The organism is Solirubrobacter ginsenosidimutans, assembly GCF_027587205.1.
On sequence record NZ_JAPDOD010000001.1, the window covers coordinates 110,692 to 132,810 of the forward strand.

Consider the following 22,119-nt stretch of genomic DNA (forward strand, 5'->3'; position numbering starts at 1 on the left):
CGCCGGTGTCTGAGATCGCTGCGCGCCACACCGCTCCGCCGGTCGAGCGATTCGCCGCCCAACCGAGAGTGATGCTCCTGTGGATAGTTGGGAGACACCGGAGCGTCGGACTTGGCGTGGCAGCCGTGACGCGCCGGCAGCAGAGCCGCTCTGAGTCCGTTCAGAGCATCGCCCGAGGACGACTGGGCGATGTCCGTGCGCGGCGCCTGCAAGCGCAACGAGGATCGATGCAAGTATTCGTGGCGATGAAGGTTGCGATCCTCGATGACTGGTTCGACACGCTGCGTGGTCTGCCGTGCTTCGAGCGGCTCGATGGTCACGAGGTCACGGTCTTCACCGACCACGTGCAGGACACCGAGGCGCTGGCCGAGCGCCTGCAGGGCTTCGATGCACTCGTGCTGATTCGCGAGCGCACGGAGATCCGCGCGCCGCTGCTCGAGCGCCTTCCGGAGCTGCGATTGATCAGCCAGCGCAGCGTCTTTCCGCACATCGACGTCGACGCGTGCACGCGGCTCGGGGTCACCGTCTGCTCGGACCTGCATGCCGGCACACCGTCGTACTCAACCGCGGAGCTGACCTGGGCGCTCGTGCTCGCCGCGGTGCGCGATCTCCCGCGGCAGGTGGCCTCATGCCGCGCGGGCGAGTGGCAGGCCGGGGTTGGCCGTTCGCTGGTCGGCAAGACGCTCGGGCTCTACGGCTACGGCCGGATCGCGAAGGTTGTGGCCGGTTACGGCGCGGCGTTCGGGATGCGGACCCTGGTCTGGGCGCGTCCGCAGTCACGCGAACGGGCGCTTGCAGACGGCCTCGATACGACCCCGACCAAGCAAGACTTCTTCGCGGACTGTGACGTGCTGTCGCTGCACATGCGGCTCGTCGCCGCCACGCGCGGCATCGTCACGCGTTCCGATCTGGAATTGATGAAGCCGACCGCGCTGCTGGTCAACACGAGCCGGGCGGGCCTGATCGAGCCCGGCGCGCTGGTCGCCGCGCTGCGCGCGGGCCGCCCGGGTATGGCCGCCGTTGACGTCTACGACGAGGAGCCGCTGCGTGACCCGTCCGACCCGCTGTTGACGATGGAGAACGCCCTCTGCACACCCCACATTGGCTACGTCACGCACGAGGAGTGGGACCTCCAGTTCGCCGACGTGTTCGACCAGATCAACGCCTTCGCGGCTGGGGCGCCGATCAACGTCGTCACCCCTCCGCGCGTATGAAGCCCTAGGGGGCGGCTCGGGCCGCCCCTGCGCCGCGGCTCGACGGTTGCGATTGAGATGGCGAGGAGTGCCTCGTTGGGGTTCGTCGCGTACGAGTTCATGGACTGCGGCGACGGTGAGTTGATGACGCGGGGAACTCAGCGAGCTCCTGCACATCGTGGACGACGTGTTCGCCGACCAGGTCGAGGCGATGGACGGCTTCTACGCCTACCACGCACTCGACTGCGGAGGTCAGGGAGTGACGATCAGCCTGTTCCGCGATCAGGCGGCAGGGGAGGCCTCCGACGAGCTGGCGCTCGAGTTCGTCCGCCAAGAGCTCGCGAGCTTCGGGATCGAACGCTCCGAAGTGATCGGTGGCGAGGTCCTGGTCAGTCGCGCCATGGCCGAGTTGCTCGAGCCAGCGCACGCGTGAGAAACCTGGCGGGGTGGGGCACCGCGCTCGTGTTCGCCCCGCTCCGCCGACCTCGGCACCGCCGGTCCGTCCCGGTGAGCGCCCTCGGTGAGCGGACGGTTGGGAGCGTGGACATCCCGGCGCCCGGGGCGGGCGCCGGGATGTCGCGCGTCCTATGGTCCGCTGGTTGACGCGGTGGTGGCGAACACGTCGGTGCGGTTGGCCAGGTTGCCGCTGTTGGCGCGGACCTGGAACGGCTTGAACCCTGGCCTCAGCCCGCCGCCGGCGAAGTCGAGGCCCGCATAGTCGCCGACGAAGTAGCCGAGTGCGTCGGGTGCGGTCGTCATGTCGAACGACGTGGTCCCGATCCTCTCTTCCGTCCAGCTCGCACCCCCGTTCGTGGACCGCAGGAGCCACGTGTCGGTGGTAAGCGGCGGGGTGGTGGCCGGATTGTCGAAGCGGAAATCGTAGTACTGAACGGCGACTGTGCCGTTCGACGCCACCCTGGGGGTCGCGGTGAAGGCCTGGTTGACCCCTCCGACCGTGCTGATGCGACGCGTGGCCGACCAGGTCCGTCCTGCGTCCGTGGACCGCGAGAACGCGATCTGCTCCTCACCCGTGAAGCGATCGTCCTGCCACACCACATACAGCGCGCCGCTGCTGTTATCGACCGCGATCTGCGGGATCAGATCGCCGGTGCGCACAGCGTGGCCGTCGGCGGGGTCGGTCACGCCGTCGGTGATCATCCGGTCGATCTCGATCGGGCGCGACCACGTGTCGCCCTTGTCGGTCGAGCGCATCACGGCCGCGGTGAAGCCGCGGTTTTGGTTGGACCCGACGTTGCGGATCAGGTTGAACAGCATCACCAGATCCCCGTTCGGCAGCACCACGATCTGGTTGCCGATCGTCTGCGCCTTGTTGCCCGGGTCGAGGATCGGCTTGACCACGTCGTACGAGGCCCCGTTGTCGTCCGAGCGGGCAAACCACGCGAGCGAGCGGAACGCGGCCGCCCGCACTCCCGCGCGTGCGCTGGCATTGTCGCTGGGCGCCACGATGCGCTGCCACGCGACGTAGACGAACCGCGAGTTCGTCGGGTCCGCGGTGATCGTCTCCTTGTCGTTGAAGAAGTTCGCCCGGTCGTCGAACTTGACCACCACCGGGTCCTCCCAGTTCGCGCCCTTGTCAAACGAGCGCGACGTCAAGACGGCGTTGGCGAAGTTGGAGTCGTTGATCGACAGCGCGACCTGGTGCGCCACGCCGTTCGGAGAGAACGACACCCACGGATCGGTCGAGCGCTCGAAGTCACCGCCGTTGGCGGCATTGCCGCCCGTACAGCGGCTGAACTTCGCCTGCCCGGTATCGGACGCGGGGCTGATCGGCGGGATCGTCCACGTCGTGCCACCGTTGAGCGAGAAACCGCTCAAATTGCCGCTCGCCCCGCCGTTGGACCAGCGGTCCTGCTGCCAATTGCCGACGAGGTTGTTGGCGTCCATCAGGTTGACGTCGACCCACGGCTCGACCTCGGCATTGCGGAACACCGTGCCGGTCTGGGGCGCGCCCTCGCACCCCGCGGCGAACGGACTTGGCCCGCTCACCACCGTCAGAGGATCGACGGCCGCCACGGCGGTGGCGGGAGACGTCGCAGCGGCCACCAGCAAGGCCGCGAGAACCGTCCTACGGGCGGAGGATCTGAGCATGGAGCCCTCCTTTTCGAGCGGCCCCTGCGTTTCCCCAACAGGGGTCCGCGGTGCCGCTACCGTACGCCCGGATACGAGACGCCGCAAGCGCAGAACGCGCGGCGGCTTCCTCTCCAGGTTGAAACCGCAGCTCGCGACAGACGCTCTGGGCTCCTGCTCGACACGAGGAGAATTCGCGCAGCCAGGCCCCTCCTGTGCCGTCGCTTGCATAGGGCAGCGCATCAGCCTCCGACCAGCCGCGCCCCGTTCCGTCTCACGGACTTCGCTGTCACCTGAACGCGACACCGTTCCTCGTCGCCCGGATTGTCGCGAGATCGTGGATGAGCGCGAGCTACTCGGTCGCAGCGCCTGGTCCGCTGGCCACCGCCGGGTGCGCGGGACGCGCGTGTTGTGGGTGCGTGGCTACATGCGAATGGTCCAGGAGTCGACGCGGCCGACGTCGGCGGCTGCGGCGTCTTGGACGCGCAGTTTCCATGTTCCGTTGGCGGGCTCGCTCGACAGGTTCACCGTGTAGGTCTGGTCGATGTTGTCGGCACTGCCGCCGGCCCGGTTGTGCAGCAGGTAGGTGCTGCCGTCGGGTGCGATCAGCGAGACGACGAGGTCACCGATGTAGGTGTGCACGATGTGCACCTCGACGGTGGCGGTCGCTGACGCGTTACCCGCGCAGCCCGAGACGGTGATCGGCGACTCCACGGTCGTGAGATCCCCGATCTGCACGTGGCTCCCGTTGGTCGCCCCGCAGCCAGCCGGGCTCGGCGTCGGCGTCGGGCTGGCCCCGAGGTTGACCGTCCAGGAGTCGACGCGGCCGACGTCGGCGGCTGCGGCGTCTTGGACGCGCAGTTTCCATGTTCCGTTGGCGGGCTCGCTCGACAGGTTCACCGTGTAGGTCTGGTCGATGTTGTCGGCACTGCCGCCGGCCCGGTTGTGCAGCAGGTAGGTGCTGCCGTCGGGTGCGATCAGCGAGACGACGAGGTCACCGATGTAGGTGTGCACGATGTGCACCTCGACGGTGGCGGTCGCTGACGCGTTACCCGCGCAGCCCGAGACGGTGATCGGCGACTCCACGGTCGAGAGATCCCCGATCTGCACGTCGCTCCCGTTGGTCGCCCCGCAGCCAGCCGGGCTCGGCGACGGCGACGGACTGGGCGTCGAGGTCGGGCTGGGCGTCGGCGTCGGGCTGGCCGTGGGCGTCGGGCTGGGCGTGGGCGTCGAAGTCGGCGTCGGGTTCGGCGTCGTGGTGACCGTGAACGACCGCGTCGCCGGCGATGGGTCGGTCCTGCCGTTGCTGGTCGCGCGGACCGTCAGCGTGTACGGACCGTCGGCGGTCGTCGTGTAGCCCTGGGGTGAGCTGCACGCTGCGTAGCTGCCGGCTCCCCCGGGTCGGTCCAGCTTGCACTCGAACGTCGAGCCGCCCAACGTCGCGTGGAAGGTGAACGACGGCCCCGTGTCGCTGGTGACGCCGGTCGGGCCGCTATCGATCCAGGTGTCCGGCGGGGAGCCATCGACCACGAACAGCCCCGAGTGGGCAAACCCCGGGTCGGGATTGCCGGCCGCGTCGATCGCCCGCACGAAGAGTGCGTACTCAACCCCGCCGGCCAGCGGACCGAGAGTCAGCGGAGACGCACACGGTTCGAAGAAGCCGGGTGTCTCGACGGTGTCCAGCCGGCACTCGAACGAACCCGGCTCGTTCGACGAGAACGTGAACGTCGGTGTGTCATCGGTCGTCGAGCCGACCGGACCCGAGTCGAGCGACGTGGTGGGGGCGACCGTGTCGACCCTGAACGAGCGTGTCGCCGGCGTCGGGTCCGTGCCACCCGGACCGACCGCTCGGACCGAGAACGTGTAGGCGCCGTTGGCGGTCGTCGCATACGCCCGCGGCGAACTGCACGCCGTGTAGCTGCCCGCGCCGGATGGCGTGTCGAGCTTGCACTCAAACGTCGAGCCGGCCACCGTCGTTGTGAACGAGAACGACGGCGCCGTCCCGTTCGTCAGCCCGCTCGGGCCGCCCGTGATCGTCGTGTCGGGGACTGTGGCGATGGTGAACGACCGCGTCGTCGGGGTCGCATCGGTGTTGCCCGCCGCGTCGGTCGCGCGCACCGCGAACGTGTACGCGCCGTTGACGGTCGTCGCGTACGTCCGTGGCGAGAGGCATGTCGCGTAGGCACCGACGTCGCTCGGGGTGTCGAGCTTGCATTCGAACGTGGAGCCGGCTTCGGACGAGCCGAACGCGAACGATTGCGACGCGCCGCTCACCGTCCCGGACGGGCCGCTGTTGATCGTCGTCTCGGGCGCGACCGTGTCCACCGTGAACGTGCGGGTGGCCGGCGTCGCGTCGGTGCTCCCGGAGTGGCTCGCGCGGACATAGAACGTGTACGTGCCGTCGGAGTGCAGGACGTAGGCTTGCGGCGAGCTGCACGGCCGGTAGACCTGCAGGGTCGTGGGCTCCTGCAGCTGACACTCGAACGTCGAGCCGGGCACGGTCGCCGTGAACGCGAACGACGGCCCCCTCTGGTTCGTCGGCCCGTCCGGGCCGCCCGTGATTGTCGTGTCAGGCGGCGTTTGGCCGCTCACCGTGAACGTGCGAGTCGCCGGGGTCGCGTCCCGGTTGCCGGCGGCGTCCCAGGCGGTGACCGTGAGCGTGTAGCTGCCGTTCGTCGGCGTCGGCCCCACCCATGGAGACGTGCACCAGGCGGGCGTCTCGCCGGCCGGGCCGGTGAGCCGGCAGTGGAAACTCGAGCCCTCCTCCGACGACGTGAACGTGAACGTCTGCGAGGTCCCGCTCACGTTCCCGGACGGACCACCGGTGATCGTCGTCTGGGGCGCGACCGTGTCGACTGTGAACGAGCGCATGGCCGGCGTCGGGTCGGCGCCGTGCGGACCGATCGCCCGAACCGAGAATGTGTACGCGCCGTCAGGGAGCGAGCTGTACCGCACGGGCTCGCTGCACGCCGCGTAGCTGCCAAGGCCGGACGGCCGATCGAGCTTGCACTGGAACGTCGCGCCCGCCGTCGACGCCGTGAACCAGAACGACTCCACGGTCTCGTTCGTCGGCCCGCTCGGACCGGATGTGATCGTCGTGTTGGGGATCGCCTCGACCGTGAACAAGCGCGTCGACCGAGTGACGTTCCCGGCCGGGTCCGTCGCGCGAACCGTGAACGTGTAGTCGCCGTCGGCGAGCGCGCTGTAGGTCTTCGGTGACGTGCAGGCGTCGAAGCTGCCCGTAGTCGCACCCGGGCCGTCGAGCCTGCACGCGAGCGCCGAGCCCGGCACGGCGGGTGTGAACGTGAACGCCGGCGCCGTGTCGCTGGTGTGGCCGGTCGGGCCGTCGGTGATCATCGGCGGGCGGCCATCCAGACGGCCGACCAGGAATCGTGGGTTGCCGATGGACGCGTCTCCCCAGCCGGCGATGACGAAGTCGCTCTCGGGTCCGGGCGCGACGGCCGTGGCGGCCTGCAGCTGACTCGACGGCACGGTCGACCACTCGAACGACGCTGCAGGCGATCCGTCGGGGTCGACGGGCGCGAGCAGGAGATTGGTCCCGTACATCCCTGAGAGCCAGTCACTCCAGTCCTGTTGACCGACGGCCAGGATCGTGCCATCGCCGCGGATCGCCACGTCGTTCGCCCCACCCCCGTAGGGGCCCATGTCGACGGTCTGCCGGCCACCGTTCCCGAACGACCAGTCGAGCGAGCCGTTGGCGAGATAGCGCGAAAGTGCGATCTGGCCGTTGCTCCCCGCCGTGACGATCCGGCCGTCGGCCTGGAGCGCCAGCGCCTCGATGTACTGCCAACTGTCCTGAACCACGCCTCCCGTCCCGAATGACCCGTCGAGCGAACCGTCGGGCCTGAACCGGACCAGGCGGTCGCGACCGGCGAGGACGAGCCTTCCGTCGGCCTGGATCGCCAGGGACTGGCTGATGTCGTCGGCGAACGTCACCATGCCGTCGCCGCCGAACGAGGTGTCGAGCGAGCCGTCGCTGCGATAGCGCGCGATCACGCTCTCCCAATGCCAGTCCGGCAGCTCGTGCACCCCCGCGACGACGATCTTGCCGTCCCGCTGCAATGCCACGGCGCCGAGCCATTCGCTGGCGCCGAGGTCGATCGTCGAGATGCCGCCCGTTCCGAATGTGGTGTCGAGCGAGCCATCCGCCCGATAGCGCGCGAGCAGGAAGTCCGTGGCAGGGGAGCGGCCCGTGACACCGGCGACGACGATCTTGCCGTCCGCCTGGAGCGTCATGTCGGCCACGCCGGCGGATTGGTCGGCGTCGACCTCTGTCGTCTGCTGGCCGTCGTCGCTGAACGAGCGATCGAGCGAGAGGTCCGGGTTGTAGCGCGCGAGCGCGACCCGACTGAGGTAGATGCCCAAGTCGTCGTCGTACGTGCGCGCGGCGCCTGCGAGGACGAACTTACCGTCCGGCTGGACCGCAACGGCGGCGGCCCCACTTTCGGAGCTGGTCGGGAACTCCGTGAACGCCCACTGGTCGTCGGCCTGGGCCGGAGGCGCGACGGCCAGCGTGGCGGCCACCAGCGTGCCGATCCGTCGCACCGTCGTGAGCCGGCCCATCCTGACCTCCTCGTCGCAGAGCTCGCGGCGGTATCTTCTTCGCTCCGCGACCCCAGCGCAATAGGCGATTCCCTATCTTTCGAGCAGCGTGGGCTACTGGCGTGCGCGACTCGGTGCGGACATCGCTCCCGCACCGAACTCGTGACGCTCCTCCTCACCACCTAGGAGCGTCTGTTTCGAAAGAGTCAAGCCGTACCGGTGACCCGAAGGGTGGCTACGGCGAGACCGCGCCCGGGTGGGGCTTACGGGCGGACCAGAAGCGAGGCGAGCACAAGCATGGGCTGCGAGACCGTCGTGCGGCCGTCGATCACCATGGGCAGGATCTCGCGGACCGTCGGGATGGAGAAGGTGTGTGCTTGGCTGGTTCGCATCGGATTGGCTCCTCGCTGGTTGTGAAACGCAAGCTATGCCCCGGCGAGCCGCTTCGCTATGGCGTAAAGCCCGAAAGATCGCTACCGCCTGTGGTGGGGTTGTCACAACAGATGGACGTTGCCGCGCGATGAATGCCCGCGCCGTCGAGGGTCGCCGGTCAGTCACGCAGCGTCGCAAATGCCTTGCGCACCGCCCTCGGAGCGTGGCCGAAGGCGGTCACGATCGTGCCGCCGTCTCTTGCCTCGCGGAACGTGACAGTCAGCGAGTTACCGGCGTTACTGACGAAGAACAAGCGCAGCGGCCTGCGCTCCTCCTCCACGAAGTAGCCTCGCAACTCCAGCCGCGGGACCATTTCACGCCACGCGGACTCGTAAGCGACGCGGAGACTCGCATGCAATCTCCGCTCCTCGTGGAATGCCGCGACGCCAGGAAGAAAAATGCGCCGGCGCTTCGGCACTGCGCTGTTCTCTGATTTCGGGAAGATCGGCGATCAACGCGTCCAGATCACCCCGTGTCTTCGCCCGATAGGCCGTTTCAAGTCTGTCCTCGAGCTCGTCAGCGTCAAGGCGCCCGAGCGACCAGTGCTCTCGCAGCTCTCTGGCTGTCGCGTCGCGGTCAGCGTCTCCTATGCGCATCTCAGAACGCGGCACTCCGCGACTATTGAAGCGCGGAAACGAACGGCCGCTCGCAAGGCAGCTACACGAAAGTCTTGAGCGCGTGGACGAGCGAGCATCGCTGAGCCGTAGATCGGCTACCGCGCCGGACAAGCACCGAGCCGCGACGGCGATCGAGATCGAGTTCGTTGAGATCGAGCGCCTCCTGGATCCGCAACCCGGCCCGCCAGAGCACGACGATCAAACCCCGGGCACGTCCACCATGAACGCCGTCCCCGCAACAGCGCATCACCGCGATGATCTCCTCCGATCACTCGACACGCGATTTCGCGTAGCCGTACCACCGCCAACCGATCGACGATGAGGACAAACCGCCGCAGCGACCGGAGGCCTCAAGCATGCCGCTGACGTCGACTCCGAGCGCGCGCCGAATCACTCTCGAACGCTGCGGCTACACGATCTCATCGCGCGACCTCGCGAGGTCTTCTGTGATGCCATCTCCGTCGACCACCGCGCGAGTTCGAGGTTGGGCGATGCGCGATGCTGGCGCGGCGAGCGTTGCGAGCTCTCGGCGAAGCCTGAACGGGGACGGAGCTGGATGTGAGGGCTACTCGTCGCGGGACGCGCGACCGGCGGCGGCGAAGAGGCTGGTGCGCCGCGCGCGCAAACGCTGCTCGGCCGCGCGCAGATCTCGCGCCGCCCGCCGCAACCGAGGGACGCCGATGTTCCCGACTATCGCGAACGCCACCAGCACGCCAAGACCCGGAACGTTGCGATAGCCAGGCCCCACCACGCCGAGCGCCGCTTCCCGCAAAGCGAATCCACCCATCGCCATGTCGGCGCCGGACACACGCAGGGGCGCGCGGAGCATCCGCTGACCGGACTCGTACGCCGCTCCGGCGGCGGTCACGGCGAGCACTGCGGTCAGCACGTTCGCCTGCTCGCGCGATGTGCCGAACATGCGATTCAGGGCGAAGTAGCGGGCATGGTTGAGCACCCCGAAGGCGATCCGCGAGTCGATGAGAAACATTCGTCCGGCCCCGAACTCGGATTCGGCGGCCGCTCGAGAGCTCGCGCCGGAGGCAGCGGTGGCATCCATGTCGCAACGCTAGATCGAGCGTACGTGGCTGCCATCGCCCGATTGGGGTGAAGTTTGCAATGTCTTCGCACGCCGGCAGGACTCGGCTCAAGCGCCTCTGGCACGCGGAGCTCCGCTGCGGTCGGCACGTCCATCTCAGCGAGCCCGCCATGCTGAATACTCCCGAGATTGCGGAGCTGCGGCACTGTTGCGGAGAGGCGTCGTACAGCGCGTTCTAACACCTATGGGACACCCTCGCCGTGGGCTCCATTCGCCCTGAACTCAACCCGAGCCAGCCGCCGACGTCCGGGCGCCCCTTGGGGCTGCGCGCGCTGCCGCCTCGCCGTCGAGTCAACGAGATGCGGCAGTGCCGAATCGGCCTCCAAGAGTGCTGCGTTTCCACCGGCAGGGCACGTTCGATCCCAGTGGCGCGCAGCGGACGTCACAGGTAGGGTTGGCTCCACGTAGCGCGGCGCGTTGAGCAGCCGCGCGAGCGATCCCCAAGGAGGTCCGTGATGGCGGATTCCGTGTTGTTGTTCGGGTGGGGAGTGCCGATTCCGGGGCGCGAGACGAAGGCGCTTCAGGTCTTCGGCGAGGCCGTCGAGTACTTCGCCCGATTGGAGCGGGACGGTCGGATCGAGGGCATGGAGCCGATGCTGTTGGAAGAGCACGGTGGCGATCTCGGCGGCTTCTTCCTGATCCGCGGTGACCACGACGGGTTGGCCGGTCTGCGCGGCGACGATGAGTTTCAGCGCATGGTCGCCCGCGCCGGACTCGTGGTCTCGAACGTGGGCGTCGTGGCCGGAATGACCGGCGAGCGCCTGCAGCGGCTGATGGCGATGTGGCAGGAGCAGGTTGCCGAGCTGGCCGAGCCCGCAGCGATGACAGCGCACGCCTGACAGGCTGGGCCGGCGGCTTGCCACGGCGAGGCGCCGGCTCCGCGCCATGATCGAGCGGGTCAAACTCCGGGCCGCGTCAAGACGCGGGCGCGATGGTGAGGCACGTACGGCACTCATCGAGCCGTTGTGGCGTGTTCTCGCCGTCGTCGACACAACGTAGCCCGACTTCAGGCGTCACTCGTGCGTCCGGGTCCGACCTCCTGCGACGAACGGCGAACGCCAGCCGTGACCCTTCGTCCGGCTCGGCGTTCCGCTGCCCAGACTCTGCAGGGACCAGGGGCGCGAGACTGCGAGCGCGCAATGTGCCCAGACCGTCGATAAGCACCACTTTGCCGGCGGCGGCGTCGCCGCTGCATTCGGCCCTACGTGGCAGGCGGCATACCCCTCAACCGGGCGCTGACGACGGTCGAGGACGCAAGCGGTACCCAGCCGCGTCGAGATCGCTACCCAGCTGGGGTCGCCTCCGAGAACACGCCCGCGCGAATGTCCTCAGCCATCTCCGAGGACTCCTTGCGATACCAGCCGCCGTCCTCGAGCTCGATCGCCGGAAGCTTGCTCTGCCCGGTGCCGGCGATAACGGCTGTGCGGCGGCCACGCAGGAGCGGTGTCTCCTTGACGATCTCACACGGCACACCAGCCTCCTCGAGCGCGCCTCACGCGCCAGCAGGGATTTCCGTTGGTCTTGGCCCACAAGGTCGAGCAGCGGTGAAGCTTCACGGCCACGGCGGCTCCTTTCTCGAAGCGGATCGCCAGCCGCTCGACCTTATCCCCGGATGGAGCGCGCGGATAGGCGCCCGCATGAACAGGCACGCGCCCCGTTGGCTGCCTCCAGGAGGCGGTCGGTGGACACAAACCTGGCGGCGCTTGATGGCACATCGTCAGCCCGAGCGAGTTTCGTCTACAGCGCGAGACGAACGAGAGCGACCGCGGCGGGCGATCACGAGCGCGGCCATGGCGCCCGGGCTGCTCCGGGCCAACGCCAAGTGGCAACGCGGCCGTGCGCAGACACGATCACCGAGCGCCCGATGCGCCGACCTCGTTGCAGGCCGGCGCGGGTTCGCGCTGCGCCTGGCGTTCGCGCTCGACCAGCACCCGACGCAGCAGCTTGCCTGCGGGCGACCTCGGCAGCTCGACGACCTCATCGATCGCGACCAGCCGCTTGTACGGCGCCACGCGTGCGGCGACGTAGGTGCTCAGCTCCTCGTTGTCGAGCGGGCCGCGCAAGACCACGAACGCCTTTGGGCGTTCGCCGTCGCGCTCGTGCGGCACGCCGATGACTGCGGCATCGGTGACGGCCGGGTGGGTGACGAGCACGGCTTCGAGCTCGGCGGGCGAGACCTGGAAGCCGCGGACCTTGATCAGCTCCTTGAGCCGGTCCACGAGAAAGATGGTGCCGTCCTCATCGATGTGACCCAGGTCCCCTGTGTGCAGCCAGCCGTCTTCGTCGATGGTCGCGGCCGTGGCCTCCGGATCGTCGCGGTAACCCGTCATCAGTTGTGGGCCGCGCACCCACAGCTCGCCGTCCCGGCTCGCCGGTAGCGTCGTGCCGCTGCTCGGGTCGACGACTCGGGCCTCGGTGCCGCCCACGAGCAGGCCTACCGATCCCGCCCGCATGAGCGACGGGTCGGCGAGCGGACAGACCGCGACCAGCGGGGATGCCTCGGTGATGCCGTAGCCCTGTCCGACGATGCAGTCGAGGCGCTTGGCGACGGCCTGCTCCAGCGCAGCGCCGGCGGGTGCCCCGCCGCTGCCGACCGTGCGCAGCGCCGACAGGTCGAAGGACGAGACGCTCGGGTGGTGGGCGAGCGCGGCTAGCAACGGCGGCGCCACGAGTGCCTGCTGCACCCCGTGGGTCTCCATCGCCCGCAGCATGACCTCGAGGTCAAAGCGCGCCAGGGCGACGACCGTGCCGCCGTTCGCCAGTGCATGGTTGAGCACGCAGGACAGGCCCATGCTGTGGAAGAACGGCGCGATGCCGAGCACGCGCTCGCCCTCTTCGATCGGGAACGGCACGGCCATCTGGACGAGGTTGGCCACGAGCGCGGCGTGCGTCAGCTCAACCGCCTTCGGCAGCCCGGTCGTACCGCTCGACGAGAGCATGACCGCGACATCGCGCTGGTCGGGCCGCGACACGGGCGGTGCGCCGGCTGCGGCCATCAGCTCATCGAACGACGGCTCGCCGAGTACGATCACGTCGTCGACGCCGGCCCGCGCGGCGGCCTCACTCGCCACCTCGGCCAGCGGGCCCACGGTCACCACACTGCGGGCGCGCGTGCGCCGCAACTGTGCGGCGAGCTCGCCGCTCGTCAAGAGCGGGCTGACCGGCGACACCGCGCCGCCGGCCCGCAGGCCCCCGTGGAGGACCAAGGCGAACTCCGGGATGTTCGGCAGATGCAGCGCGAGCACGTCGCCGCGGCCGAACCCGCGGGCGGCGAGTCCGGCGGCGATCCGCTCGACGCCGGCGGCGAGTTCGCCGTAGGTGAGCACCCGCCCGCTCGCGCCTTCGATGACCGCAGGCTCGCCGGCGAGGCGGCGGGCGTGGCGGAGCACGAACGTCGTCAGGTCGGAGCCCGGGATCTCGGGATCGGGCCAGGGACTGCGGACCACCGTGTGCTCGTCGAGCGTCGACATCGTCGACCTCCTAAGATGCAGCTTGCACCGTACGGTTCGAACGGTTAGGACCGTACGCTACTATCCGCACCATGTCAACCGGTGTGCGACTCGGACCCGTCTCCTACCTCGTCCTCGGGCTCATCGAGATGCGTGGGCCGTCCACTCCCTATGACCTCAAGCGGATGGTGCAGCTCAGCGTGGGCAACTTCTGGCCATTTCCCCACACACAGCTCTACGAGGAGCCCAAGCGTCTCGCCCAAGCCGGTCTGCTCGAGGAGACGCGCGAGGAAAGCGGCCGCCGCCGGCGCCACTACGCGATCACCGAGGCGGGCCGGCGGCCATTCGCCGAGTGGCTCTCCGAGCCCGTCACCACCCCCACCGAGTACCGGGACCTCGGGCTGCTCAAGCTCTTTTTCGCCGAACTCGCCACGCCCGAGGCCGTGCTCGCGCTCGCGCACGAGCAAGCTGTCGCCCAACGCGCACAGCTCGCCGGCTACGAAGCGATCGTCGCGCGATTCAGCGGCCGGCCGGAGCTAGCCCAGCGCGTGCGCGCCGCCGAGCTCGGCGTCCGCCTCGCCCGCGCTGCCGCAGAATTCTGGGAAGACGTCGTCGAGCGCGAGTCGCGGGCCGACGCCGCCTAAGGCGGGGCCTGGCACGGCCTGCCGTCGGGGAGCGGCTGACGGGGTGGAACGCCGGCTCGCTCGCGATCACACGCGGAGGCGTGTGGTGAGCGCGGCGATCTCGCGGTTGAAGCGCTCGGGGTCCTCGAGGTGTGGCGCGTGACCGACGCCGTCGTACCAGGACGCTTTGGCGACCGGGCAGGTGGCGAGTATGTGCTCGGCCATCGCGGGCAGCGCGACGGTGTCGGCCCGGCCGTGCGTCACGAGCACGGGCACGGTGAGCGTGCGCAGCACGTCGTCGTCGTCGATCTCGCGCGCGGCGAGGTTCGCCCGCACCCGCGCGGGGACGGCCATGTTCCAGCACACCGCGGTCTCCATGTCGGCCGTCGGCAGCGGCGTGGCCAGGCACGCCCGCACGAACGACCGCATGGTGGCGATGTTCGTCGGCAGATCGTCGGCGGTCGCGCCTGCGAAGTGGTCGAGAAACCCCGGGCCGATGAGTGTGCCGAAGGCCGCGGATCCGAGCTTGACGACGCCCTCGACGAAGTTGATCGCGCCGATGCGATCTTCGCCGTGCGCGCGCACGTAGTCGCAGATCACGAAGGCGCCATAGGACCAGCCGACGAGCACGGAGCGGTCGAGGGCGAGGTGCTCGATTATTGCCGCCAGGTCGTCGGCCCAGAGACGGCCGTCGGTGTAGTGCTCGGGCTCGAGCGGTGCCTCGGACATGCCGTGGCCGCGCAGGTCGAACGCGATGAGCCGGAACTCATCGGCCAGGGCGCTCTCGTACTGCGCGGCCCAGCAGAGGTGGTTCTGTGACCACCCGTGGATGAAGAGAATCGGCGGGCCGCCCGGGTCGCCCCACTCGCGAACGTGCAGCCGCAGGCCGTCGCCGCCCGTGACGGTGTGTACTTTGGTGCGCTGCGTCGCCGTTGCCATTCGCGTCCCTTTCGTGTTCGTCGAGTGCGATCCGATCGTCCCTGGCAGCCGGCGGAGGCGCATCGGGCATCAGGCCTTATCTTGGCTCGGCGGGCCGCCGTATCTTGCGGTCGCCCGTGGCCTAGGGCGATACTCGCGGCATGCAGATGCGCGCGAGCGCAGCGTTTGTCGGGCGCGTCCGAGAGCTCGAGGTGCTTGAGCGGGCGCTGAGCGCAACGCGGGCTGGAGGGGGCGCGACCGTGCTCCTCACCGGCGAAGCAGGGATCGGCAAGACGCGGTTGGCCTCCGAGCTCGTGACCCGCGCGCGCGGGGCCGGCTTCGAGGTGCTGCTCGGGCGCTCGCTGGACCTCGTCGGCACCGAGCTTGCCTTTCAGCCGCTCGCCGAGGCGCTGCGAGGGCTCGGAGGGATCGGCCCTGGAGGCTCGCAGCGAGGCGTGTTCGAGGCGACGCTCGCGCTGCTGAGTGAGCGCGCCGGGGTCATCCCCGTACTGCTCATTCTCGAAGACCTGCACTGGGCCGACGCCTCAACGCTTGACATCGTCGTCTACCTCGCGCACAACCTCGACTCCCGGCGCGTCCTCCTGCTGGCGACGCTGCGCGCCGACGAGCCGGCATCGGCGGCCCGATTGCAGCGGCTGGCCGACGGCGTCCGGCGCTCCGGCGCGGGGCAGATCCTCGAGCTCGGGCCGCTCGAGCGCGCGGAGCTCGCGGCGCTGCTCGACGCGCGCGCCGGCGCCCTGTCGGCGGCGGTCACGACCGCGATCCTGACCCGTTCGCAGGGCAACCCGTTCTTTGCCGAGGAGCTGCTCAGCGCGGTCGGCGAGCGAGACGACGCCGAGCTCCCGCGCGGCCTGCGCGACGCGCTCTTGACGCGCGTGTCCGGACTGGACCGGCGCACACAGAGCCTCTTGCGCGTGGCCGCCGCCGCTGGACGCGACGTGTCGTACCCGCTGCTGGTCGCCGTCACGGCGCTCCCCGAACGCGACGTGCGCGAGTCGCTGCGGGCGGCGGTCGAGCATGGCGTCCTCGTGGCCGACCGGCGCGGCGGGCGCTACCGCTTCCGTCATGCGTTGCTCGCCGAGGCGGTCTACGGCACGGTCCTGCCCGGCGAGCAGGAGTGGCTGCACGCGCGCCTCGCCGACGAGCTGGCGCGCGGTGACGATGCCGGACCGGCCGAGCTCGCCCCGCATTGGGCGCTCGCCGGACGCAGCCGCGATGCGCTGACGGCATCGGTAGCCGCCGCACGCGAGGCGCAGGCCGTCTTCGGGCTCTCGGAAGCCCGCGGGCACCTCGAGCGCGCGCTCGCGCTCTGGGACGTCGTGCCCGACGCCTTCGAACTGACCGGCCTACGCCTCGACGAGCTGCTCGAGGAGACCGCGCTGCTCGCCAGCCAAACAGGCGACGCGCCGCGCGCGGTCGAGCTCACACAGCAAGCGATCGCGCTCGTCGGCGCGGGCGACCGGCGGCGCGCGGCGATTCTGCACGAGCGCCTGGGGACCTTCGAGTTCCAGCGCGGCGGGGGCGACACCTTTCTCGCCGCCTTCGAGCGCGCGGTCGCGCTCGTGCCCGCGCACCCGCAGTCCCGAGAGCGTGCGCGAGCGCTCGAGGCGCTCGCGCGCGGTCTGACCCTGTTGTGGCGCTACGACGAATCGCTCGCGGTGTGCGAGCAGGCCCTGGAGCTCGCGCGCGCGGTGGGTGCGCGCGACACCGAGCTGCGCGCACTGATGACGCTCGGCAGCGACCTCGCATATCTGGGCCGGGGTGACGACGGCCTCGCGCACCTGACGCGGGCCGTCCAGCTCGCCGCCGGCGATCCCGACGCGCTGCACCGCGCCTACGTCACCCTCACCGACGCGCTGACGATGCTCGGGCGGCCACGAGCGGCGGCGCAGCTTGCCGAGGATGGCCTCGCCGCGCTGAGTCGGTACGAGGCCGACCACACGGTTCTGGCCGCGAACTGGATCGAAGCGCTGCTGGCCATCGGCGAGTGGGACGCGGCGGACCGTGCGAGCGCCGCCGCGCTGCGCGCGGTGACCGCCAACTACCCGCACATGCCGCTCATCCTCCGCGCCGACCTCGAGCTCGGCCGCGGTCGCTTTGACGCCGCCCGTGTGCACCTTGACGCGGCCCGCGCCACCGTGCGCCACGAGCCCGGCCTGGCCTACCTGGACGCGTACGTCGCCGAGCTCGCTCTCTGGCAGCACCGGTGGACGGACGCCGCCGAGGCCGTTCACGATGGCCTGGCACGGGCCCGGCCCGCCTGGGGAGCGCAGATCCGCGTCTGGCTGTGCGCCAAGGGACTGCGCGCGCAGGCCGAGCTCACCTCGCTCGCCCGTGCCCGTCGCGACGCCGACGCCGTCCGCGGCGAGCGCACCACGGCCAGCGCGCTCCTGGCCGACGCCCGCCGCGCCGCCACCGAAGCTGCAGCCATCACCCCGAACGCCGCTGGCTGGCTCGCCCTCGCCGAGGCCGAGCACGACCGCGCCGAGGGCGCGGTGCGACCCGACCGGTGGGCCGACGCCGCCGACGCGTGGGAGCGACTCGAGCGCCCACCGCTCGCGGCCTATTGCCGCCTGCGCCAGGCCGAGGCGCTCGTCGCGGCCGGTGCGTCCCGCACCGAGGCGGGCGCGCCGCTACGCGCGGCGCACGCCATCGCCGCGCGGCTCGGCGCGGGCCCGCTGCTGCGCGAGCTCGAGCTGCTCGCCGCGCGGGCGCGACTCGATCCCGCGCCACTGCCCGCCCCCGCTCCCCAGGCCGCCAACGCGCTCACGGACCTCGGCCTGACACAGCGCGAGGCGCAAGTCCTCGCACTCGTCGCCCGCGGCCTCACCAACCGCGAAATCGCCGCCGAGTTGGTCATCAGCGTGAAGACCGCCAGCGTGCACGTCTCGCACATCCTGCGCAAGCTCGACGCACCCAACCGCGTCGAGGCCGCCGCCATCGCCCACCGGCTCGCCCCGCCCCAAGCGCACGCCTGACCCGGCATCAGACCGCTACAGAACTCGCGACCACATGCTCCCCGAGGACGCCGCAGTCAAGCGGAGCGCACGCGGACGGTCATCGGGCTCTGCTCACTGTTCCCTTCCTCGACCGTCGCACCAGAGGTACTGCCCAGGCGCCACCACGCACCCGCCTGAACCTGTCCGCAGTCCCTTTCGCGTCAAGGGCGCGACGATCCGGCGGATTGTCGCCAGTTCGCCGAGAAGAGCGACTTTGCGTTCGCCTAACGGTGACGTCGGAGCCTGGGTGCGACACAGGTTGCTATCGCCACGGTCGCCGAATACCCTCGACGTCGTGATGAAGATTGCGATCGTCGCCGCGCTTGTGAGCGCCTACCTGCAACTCGGGTGGCTCGGGGTCGCTGCGGGACTCACGGGATGTGCGCTCGTGTGGGTCTTCGTCCTGATCTACGCGCTCCGTTACGACGAGACCGATCTCGAAATCGAGCGCTAGGTCCCACAGCTCGGGCGACCGAGTAAGCGATCGCCTCGCGCTCACTCGACCCAGAAGGAACATCTCGAGTTCGTCGAATAGCGAGACTCTGCTGGGTTTAGGGCATCCTCGCTTGGTCGCCAAGGCTGCGTGGATCGCCGCCGCCGTGTGAGCGCCGGCTCCGGCGAGCTCCGCTCACCGATCAGGCCGTGTCCGTTATGCCATCGCGCGCTCGAGGTACGCCAGCGAGGCGAGGGTGTCTGCAGTCGGCCGGTACTCCAGACCGATGTGACCTGAGTAGCCGGCCTCGTCGAGCCGGCGCAGAACTGTGGGCCAGTCGATGACGCCCGTGCCGGGCTCGTGACGCCCGGCGTGGTCGGCCACGTGGACGTGGCCGATCAGGTCGCCCTTCCCTGCGATCGGAATACCGGGATCCTCGCCCATCACCGCCGAGTGGTAGACGTCGTAGAGGAGCTTCACGTGCGGCGAGCAGGCCTCCTCGACCAGACGCAGGCCGTGGCCGGTGCCGGTCACGAAGAAGCGTGGATGGTCGGTGTCATTGAGCGGCTCGAAGAGCAGAGTGAGCCCGTGGCGCCCCGCGATCTCCCCGCCCGTGCGCAGCGCCGCGACGATCGCCGCCTCCTGCTCCGCCGCGGGCACATCCGGCAGCCTCTCGCCCGAGGCGACCACCAGCGTCGCGCAGCCGAGCGTTGCGGCCGCGCGCGCGGAGTCCTCCGCAGCCTCCGCGAACTCCGCCAGCCGCCTGGCATCCACGATCGGAACCTGCGGCTCGACGAGCATCATCACGATCGCCACCCCGCCCGCATGCGCCGCCTCGCCGACCGCCTCAAGGTCCTTGTCGCGCCAGTGCCAGAACTCCACTCCGTCGAGCCCCGCGTCCGCAGCGCGGCGGACCCGCTCCGGGACGGGCGCTCCGTCTTCGGCGAACAACCACTCGATGCAAGCCGACCGTGCGAATCTCGTCATGGCGAAAGGATCCTCGCTCGACGCGGGCGCGCGCGTCGCGGTCCGGGACGGGATCGTGCAGCTGGCGTTCGGCAGAGAGTCGCTACCGTCGACGAAAAAGACTTTCCGTGTGCTTACGCGTGTGGCCTGGCGGCGGCGCCGAGGCGGCGAGTGGGACCAGACGCTAGAACGTGGCTCATGCCTTCAGATCTCGTCGAGGATGCCGCGTTGCTGCTTGAGTTCGCTCAGCGAGATTGCGACTTCTCGGCCATTCGCGCCAGCGGTCAGCGTGCGCGGACGCGGATCGACTCGATGACCACGGGCGTGCTGGGCGAGCCCGTTGTCGGGTCGGCCTTGATCGAGTTGATCTTCGCGACGACGTCGCGGCCGCTGCTGACGGCGCCGAGCAGGGCGTAGTCGGGCGAGAGCGGGGCGGCCTCCTTGCCGCTGACGACGAAGAACTGCGAGCCGCTGGTGCCGACGCGCTCGCTGGCTGTCTTGGCCATCGCGACAATGCCCTTGGCGTATTTGAGCTGCTTCGGCGGCGCCTCGACGACGCGGTAGCCGGGGCCGCCGGTGCCGTCACCCTTGGGATCGCCGCCCTGGATTACGAAGTCGGCCACGATCCGGTGGAAGGTCAGGCCGTCGTAGAACCTCTGCTCGGCGAGCGACGCGAACGAGGCGGTCGTCTTGGGCGCGCGCTTGACCGCGAGGCGGATCTGGAAGCTGCCGCAGTTCGTGACTACGGTGGCGATGTAGACCCTGTGCGGATCGAGCCTGCGCTTGGGCTTGGCCGCGTGCACCTTATTGGGCTCGGCCGGGTCGACCGCGGTGCAGCCGTTGGCGTCGGGTGTCGAGACGACGGTGGCCACGCGGTCCAATGCGGAGCCGCAACCAACGACCGTGACCGCGACCGCGACCGCGACCGCGAGGATGAGAATCCGGCGCATGGTCGGGCCAAGAATAGGCGCAGTTGCCGGGTGCCGCCCGGGTCAGTGCCGGACGGCCCCAGGCCCGCGACCTCCACGCTTGTCGCGAGCGACCCGCTGCCCGTAGCTCGGTCGCGAGCGATCCGGCTGCCTATAGCTCCCCGGGAGGTCTGGTGGGTATCGAAATCGTCGAGAAGCGGCACACTTCGTGCTGTGGCCCGATTGGCGGCGGAGTTCGGAGATCTCGCCGATGTCCTTTCGCGCGTATCGAGCGATCGTCGTACTCGTGTACCGATGGGCTCTCATGGAGCGCTCTGCGCCCGCCTGAGACGATACGCCTGAAGCGATGGCGAAACGGAGCCTCATCGGCGTCCTTGCGTTGTCGGCGCTGCTCGCGTGCAGCCCGGCGGCGCTCGCTTCGTCGCCGGCCCTCGTGGGCCCGCCGGGATCCTGCCCTGCGTCGGCGGGCACGACGATCGCGTCCGCCGGCGCTCTGACGGTCGGCACATGCGTGTCCGGTGGCGGGGGGAGCAGCTATGTCGAGTTCTGGAAGCTGTCGCTGACGGGCGGCGACCGCGTGCAGCTGACCGTGCCGTCGGCGGTCGCGTTGGAATTCGACCTCTACAGCAGCGACACGACCGACGACCGCTTCACCGCCGTTCGCCCGGTGGACGTCGAAGTCACGTCGCCGGTCTCCGGGGCTGCGCAGGTGCTAACGATCCAGGCGCCGTACTCGGACACGTTCGTGCTGGCCGACTGCGAGCCGGTCGACTATGCGGCCAACGGCGGCGACTGCCGCGGGGTCTTCACGGGGGGTGGGGCCAAGTACACGCGGATGACCCAGCCGTACGCGTTCACGTCTGCCGCCGTCGGCAACGCGTGCGCCTCGCCACCGCTACGGGCGGGATCGAAGCTCGCGCTGGGACCCGCCCTCACGATCGGCGCATGCGAGTCGGGCGGCGGTAACGACATCGACTACTGGACCGTGGCGCTGAACGAGAACGACCAGCTTGAGCTCACCGTGCCGCCCGCAGCCGCCGATGTCGAGTTCGATCTGTACTCGCCCGGCACGACCGACGCTACCTTCCCACGGGCCACCCCCACCGACTCGCGGCTCGCCGCCGCCACCCAGGGAGGCGCCACCTCCCAGGTCGCCACCTTGACGGCCGCGTCGGCCGGCACCTACGTGCTCGCCGCCTGCGAACCCAAGGCATCAGCCACCATCGCCGGCAGCGACTGCCGCGGAATCGCCACCGGAACCGGCGCGGGCTACATCCTCCCGATGAAGCCCTACACCTTCACGACCTCCACGATCCCCCAACCGGCGTACGACAACACCGGATACGACTCGACCTCCTACGACTTCAACTTCCCCGCGGACGCCTGGACCGCGAGCGACGACGCACCGGCCTACGGCAAGCTCTCCATCGCCACGCAGACCGTGTCGGTGTCCAAGAATCGAGCCCTGCGGCTGAGCATCCGCTGCGCCGGCGCGCCGTGCACCGGCAAGCTCACGCTCACCGCGGTCACGAAGACGAGAACCGCCAACGGCACCAAAAACAAGACCAAGAAGGCGACCGTCATCGTGGCCAGCACCACACTCACGTCGCTGGACACGGGCACAACCCGCGCCTCGCTGATCCTCACCAAGGCCGGCCGGCGCCTCCTGCGGAACGCCGCCCGCGGCCGCCTGAGGACCACGGCGACCCTGAAATACGACACCGGCACGACCACCAAGTCCGCCCACGCCACCATCACGCTGCGCGCGGCCAACACGTGAGCACCCGCCGAC

19 protein-coding genes are annotated in these 22,119 nt (G+C 69.8%); 7 read left to right on the forward strand and 12 right to left on the reverse strand.

The annotated features are described in order from the left end of the window. The first annotated feature begins 245 nt into the window (after positions 1-245). Together OM076_RS00555 and OM076_RS00560 are read left to right on the forward strand one after the other, a co-directional pair. Positions 246-1,214, forward strand: coding sequence for a D-2-hydroxyacid dehydrogenase family protein (locus tag OM076_RS00555; RefSeq protein ID WP_272597470.1), 969 nt, complete (start codon positions 246-248; stop codon positions 1,212-1,214). A gap of 157 nt (positions 1,215-1,371) precedes the next feature. Then, complete coding sequence (locus OM076_RS00560) at positions 1,372-1,626, forward strand: hypothetical protein (RefSeq protein ID WP_270037333.1); 255 nt, start codon at positions 1,372-1,374, stop codon at positions 1,624-1,626. A gap of 152 nt (positions 1,627-1,778) precedes the next feature. On the opposite strand, the gene OM076_RS00565 is transcribed toward OM076_RS00560, so the two are convergent. The 7 genes from OM076_RS00565 to OM076_RS00590 all read right to left on the reverse strand — a co-directional run bounded on the left by OM076_RS00565 (position 1,779) and on the right by OM076_RS00590 (position 9,950). Continuing rightward, on the reverse strand, positions 1,779-3,587 hold the full coding sequence (locus OM076_RS00565; protein WP_270037334.1) for a sialidase family protein: 1,809 nt from the start codon (positions 3,585-3,587) through the stop codon (positions 1,779-1,781). A 117-nt stretch (positions 3,588-3,704) separates the two neighbouring features. After that, complete coding sequence (locus OM076_RS00570; RefSeq protein ID WP_270037335.1) at positions 3,705-7,865, reverse strand: proprotein convertase P-domain-containing protein; 4,161 nt, start codon at positions 7,863-7,865, stop codon at positions 3,705-3,707. Between the two features lie 242 nt (positions 7,866-8,107). After that, positions 8,108-8,236 carry a hypothetical protein gene (locus OM076_RS00575; RefSeq protein ID WP_270037336.1) on the reverse strand — a complete coding sequence of 43 codons (129 nt, stop codon included), beginning with the start codon at positions 8,234-8,236 and terminating at the stop codon, positions 8,108-8,110. 158 nt (positions 8,237-8,394) lie between these two features. Beyond that, positions 8,395-8,694, reverse strand: coding sequence for a hypothetical protein (locus OM076_RS00580; RefSeq protein ID WP_270037337.1), 300 nt, complete (start codon positions 8,692-8,694; stop codon positions 8,395-8,397). Further along, positions 8,591-8,872: a DUF1707 SHOCT-like domain-containing protein gene (locus OM076_RS46675; protein WP_372517985.1), complete on the reverse strand. Its 282-nt coding sequence runs from the start codon at positions 8,870-8,872 to the stop codon at positions 8,591-8,593. Before OM076_RS46675 ends, OM076_RS00580 begins: the two co-directional genes overlap by 104 nt. Before the next feature lie 61 nt (positions 8,873-8,933). After that, entirely contained in the window at positions 8,934-9,095 is a 162-nt protein-coding gene (locus OM076_RS00585; RefSeq protein ID WP_270037338.1) for a hypothetical protein, read from the reverse strand. 363 nt (positions 9,096-9,458) lie between these two features. Continuing rightward, the gene (locus tag OM076_RS00590; protein ID WP_270037339.1) at positions 9,459-9,950 is read right to left on the reverse strand and encodes a hypothetical protein; all 492 of its coding nucleotides are present in this window, start codon (positions 9,948-9,950) and stop codon (positions 9,459-9,461) included. A 494-nt stretch (positions 9,951-10,444) separates the two neighbouring features. Between OM076_RS00590 and OM076_RS00595 the strand changes: the two genes are divergently transcribed. After that, a complete protein-coding gene (locus OM076_RS00595; RefSeq protein ID WP_270037340.1) occupies positions 10,445-10,828 on the forward strand; it encodes a hypothetical protein in 384 nt (127 codons plus the stop codon). 443 nt (positions 10,829-11,271) lie between these two features. On the opposite strand, the gene OM076_RS00600 is transcribed toward OM076_RS00595, so the two are convergent. Beyond that, positions 11,272-11,460: a hypothetical protein gene (locus tag OM076_RS00600; protein ID WP_270037341.1), complete on the reverse strand. Its 189-nt coding sequence runs from the start codon at positions 11,458-11,460 to the stop codon at positions 11,272-11,274. A gap of 379 nt (positions 11,461-11,839) precedes the next feature. Further along, the gene (locus tag OM076_RS00605) at positions 11,840-13,459 is read right to left on the reverse strand and encodes an AMP-binding protein (RefSeq protein WP_270037342.1); all 1,620 of its coding nucleotides are present in this window, start codon (positions 13,457-13,459) and stop codon (positions 11,840-11,842) included. Positions 13,460-13,530: 71 nt separating this feature from the next. Here OM076_RS00605 and OM076_RS00610 point away from each other — a divergent pair, with 71 nt between their 5' ends. Next, the gene (locus OM076_RS00610; protein WP_270037343.1) at positions 13,531-14,082 is read left to right on the forward strand and encodes a PadR family transcriptional regulator; all 552 of its coding nucleotides are present in this window, start codon (positions 13,531-13,533) and stop codon (positions 14,080-14,082) included. A gap of 66 nt (positions 14,083-14,148) precedes the next feature. Here OM076_RS00610 and OM076_RS00615 read toward each other — a convergent pair whose 3' ends face one another. Beyond that, on the reverse strand, positions 14,149-15,000 hold the full coding sequence (locus OM076_RS00615) for an alpha/beta fold hydrolase (RefSeq protein ID WP_270037344.1): 852 nt from the start codon (positions 14,998-15,000) through the stop codon (positions 14,149-14,151). A gap of 146 nt (positions 15,001-15,146) precedes the next feature. On the opposite strand from OM076_RS00615, the gene OM076_RS00620 reads away from it, so the two are divergent. Next, positions 15,147-17,978 carry a helix-turn-helix transcriptional regulator gene (locus OM076_RS00620; protein ID WP_270037787.1) on the forward strand — a complete coding sequence of 944 codons (2,832 nt, stop codon included), beginning with the start codon at positions 15,147-15,149 and terminating at the stop codon, positions 17,976-17,978. A 319-nt stretch (positions 17,979-18,297) separates the two neighbouring features. Beyond that, entirely contained in the window at positions 18,298-18,453 is a 156-nt protein-coding gene (locus OM076_RS00625) for a hypothetical protein (RefSeq protein ID WP_270037345.1), read from the forward strand. 195 nt (positions 18,454-18,648) lie between these two features. On the opposite strand, the gene OM076_RS00630 is transcribed toward OM076_RS00625, so the two are convergent. After that, a complete protein-coding gene (locus tag OM076_RS00630; protein ID WP_270037346.1) occupies positions 18,649-19,419 on the reverse strand; it encodes a TIM barrel protein in 771 nt (256 codons plus the stop codon). A gap of 263 nt (positions 19,420-19,682) precedes the next feature. Next, a complete protein-coding gene (locus OM076_RS00635; RefSeq protein ID WP_270037347.1) occupies positions 19,683-20,348 on the reverse strand; it encodes a peptidylprolyl isomerase in 666 nt (221 codons plus the stop codon). A gap of 325 nt (positions 20,349-20,673) precedes the next feature. Here OM076_RS00635 and OM076_RS00640 point away from each other — a divergent pair, with 325 nt between their 5' ends. Continuing rightward, complete coding sequence (locus tag OM076_RS00640; RefSeq protein ID WP_270037348.1) at positions 20,674-22,107, forward strand: hypothetical protein; 1,434 nt, start codon at positions 20,674-20,676, stop codon at positions 22,105-22,107. The last annotated feature ends 12 nt before the right edge of the window (positions 22,108-22,119 follow it).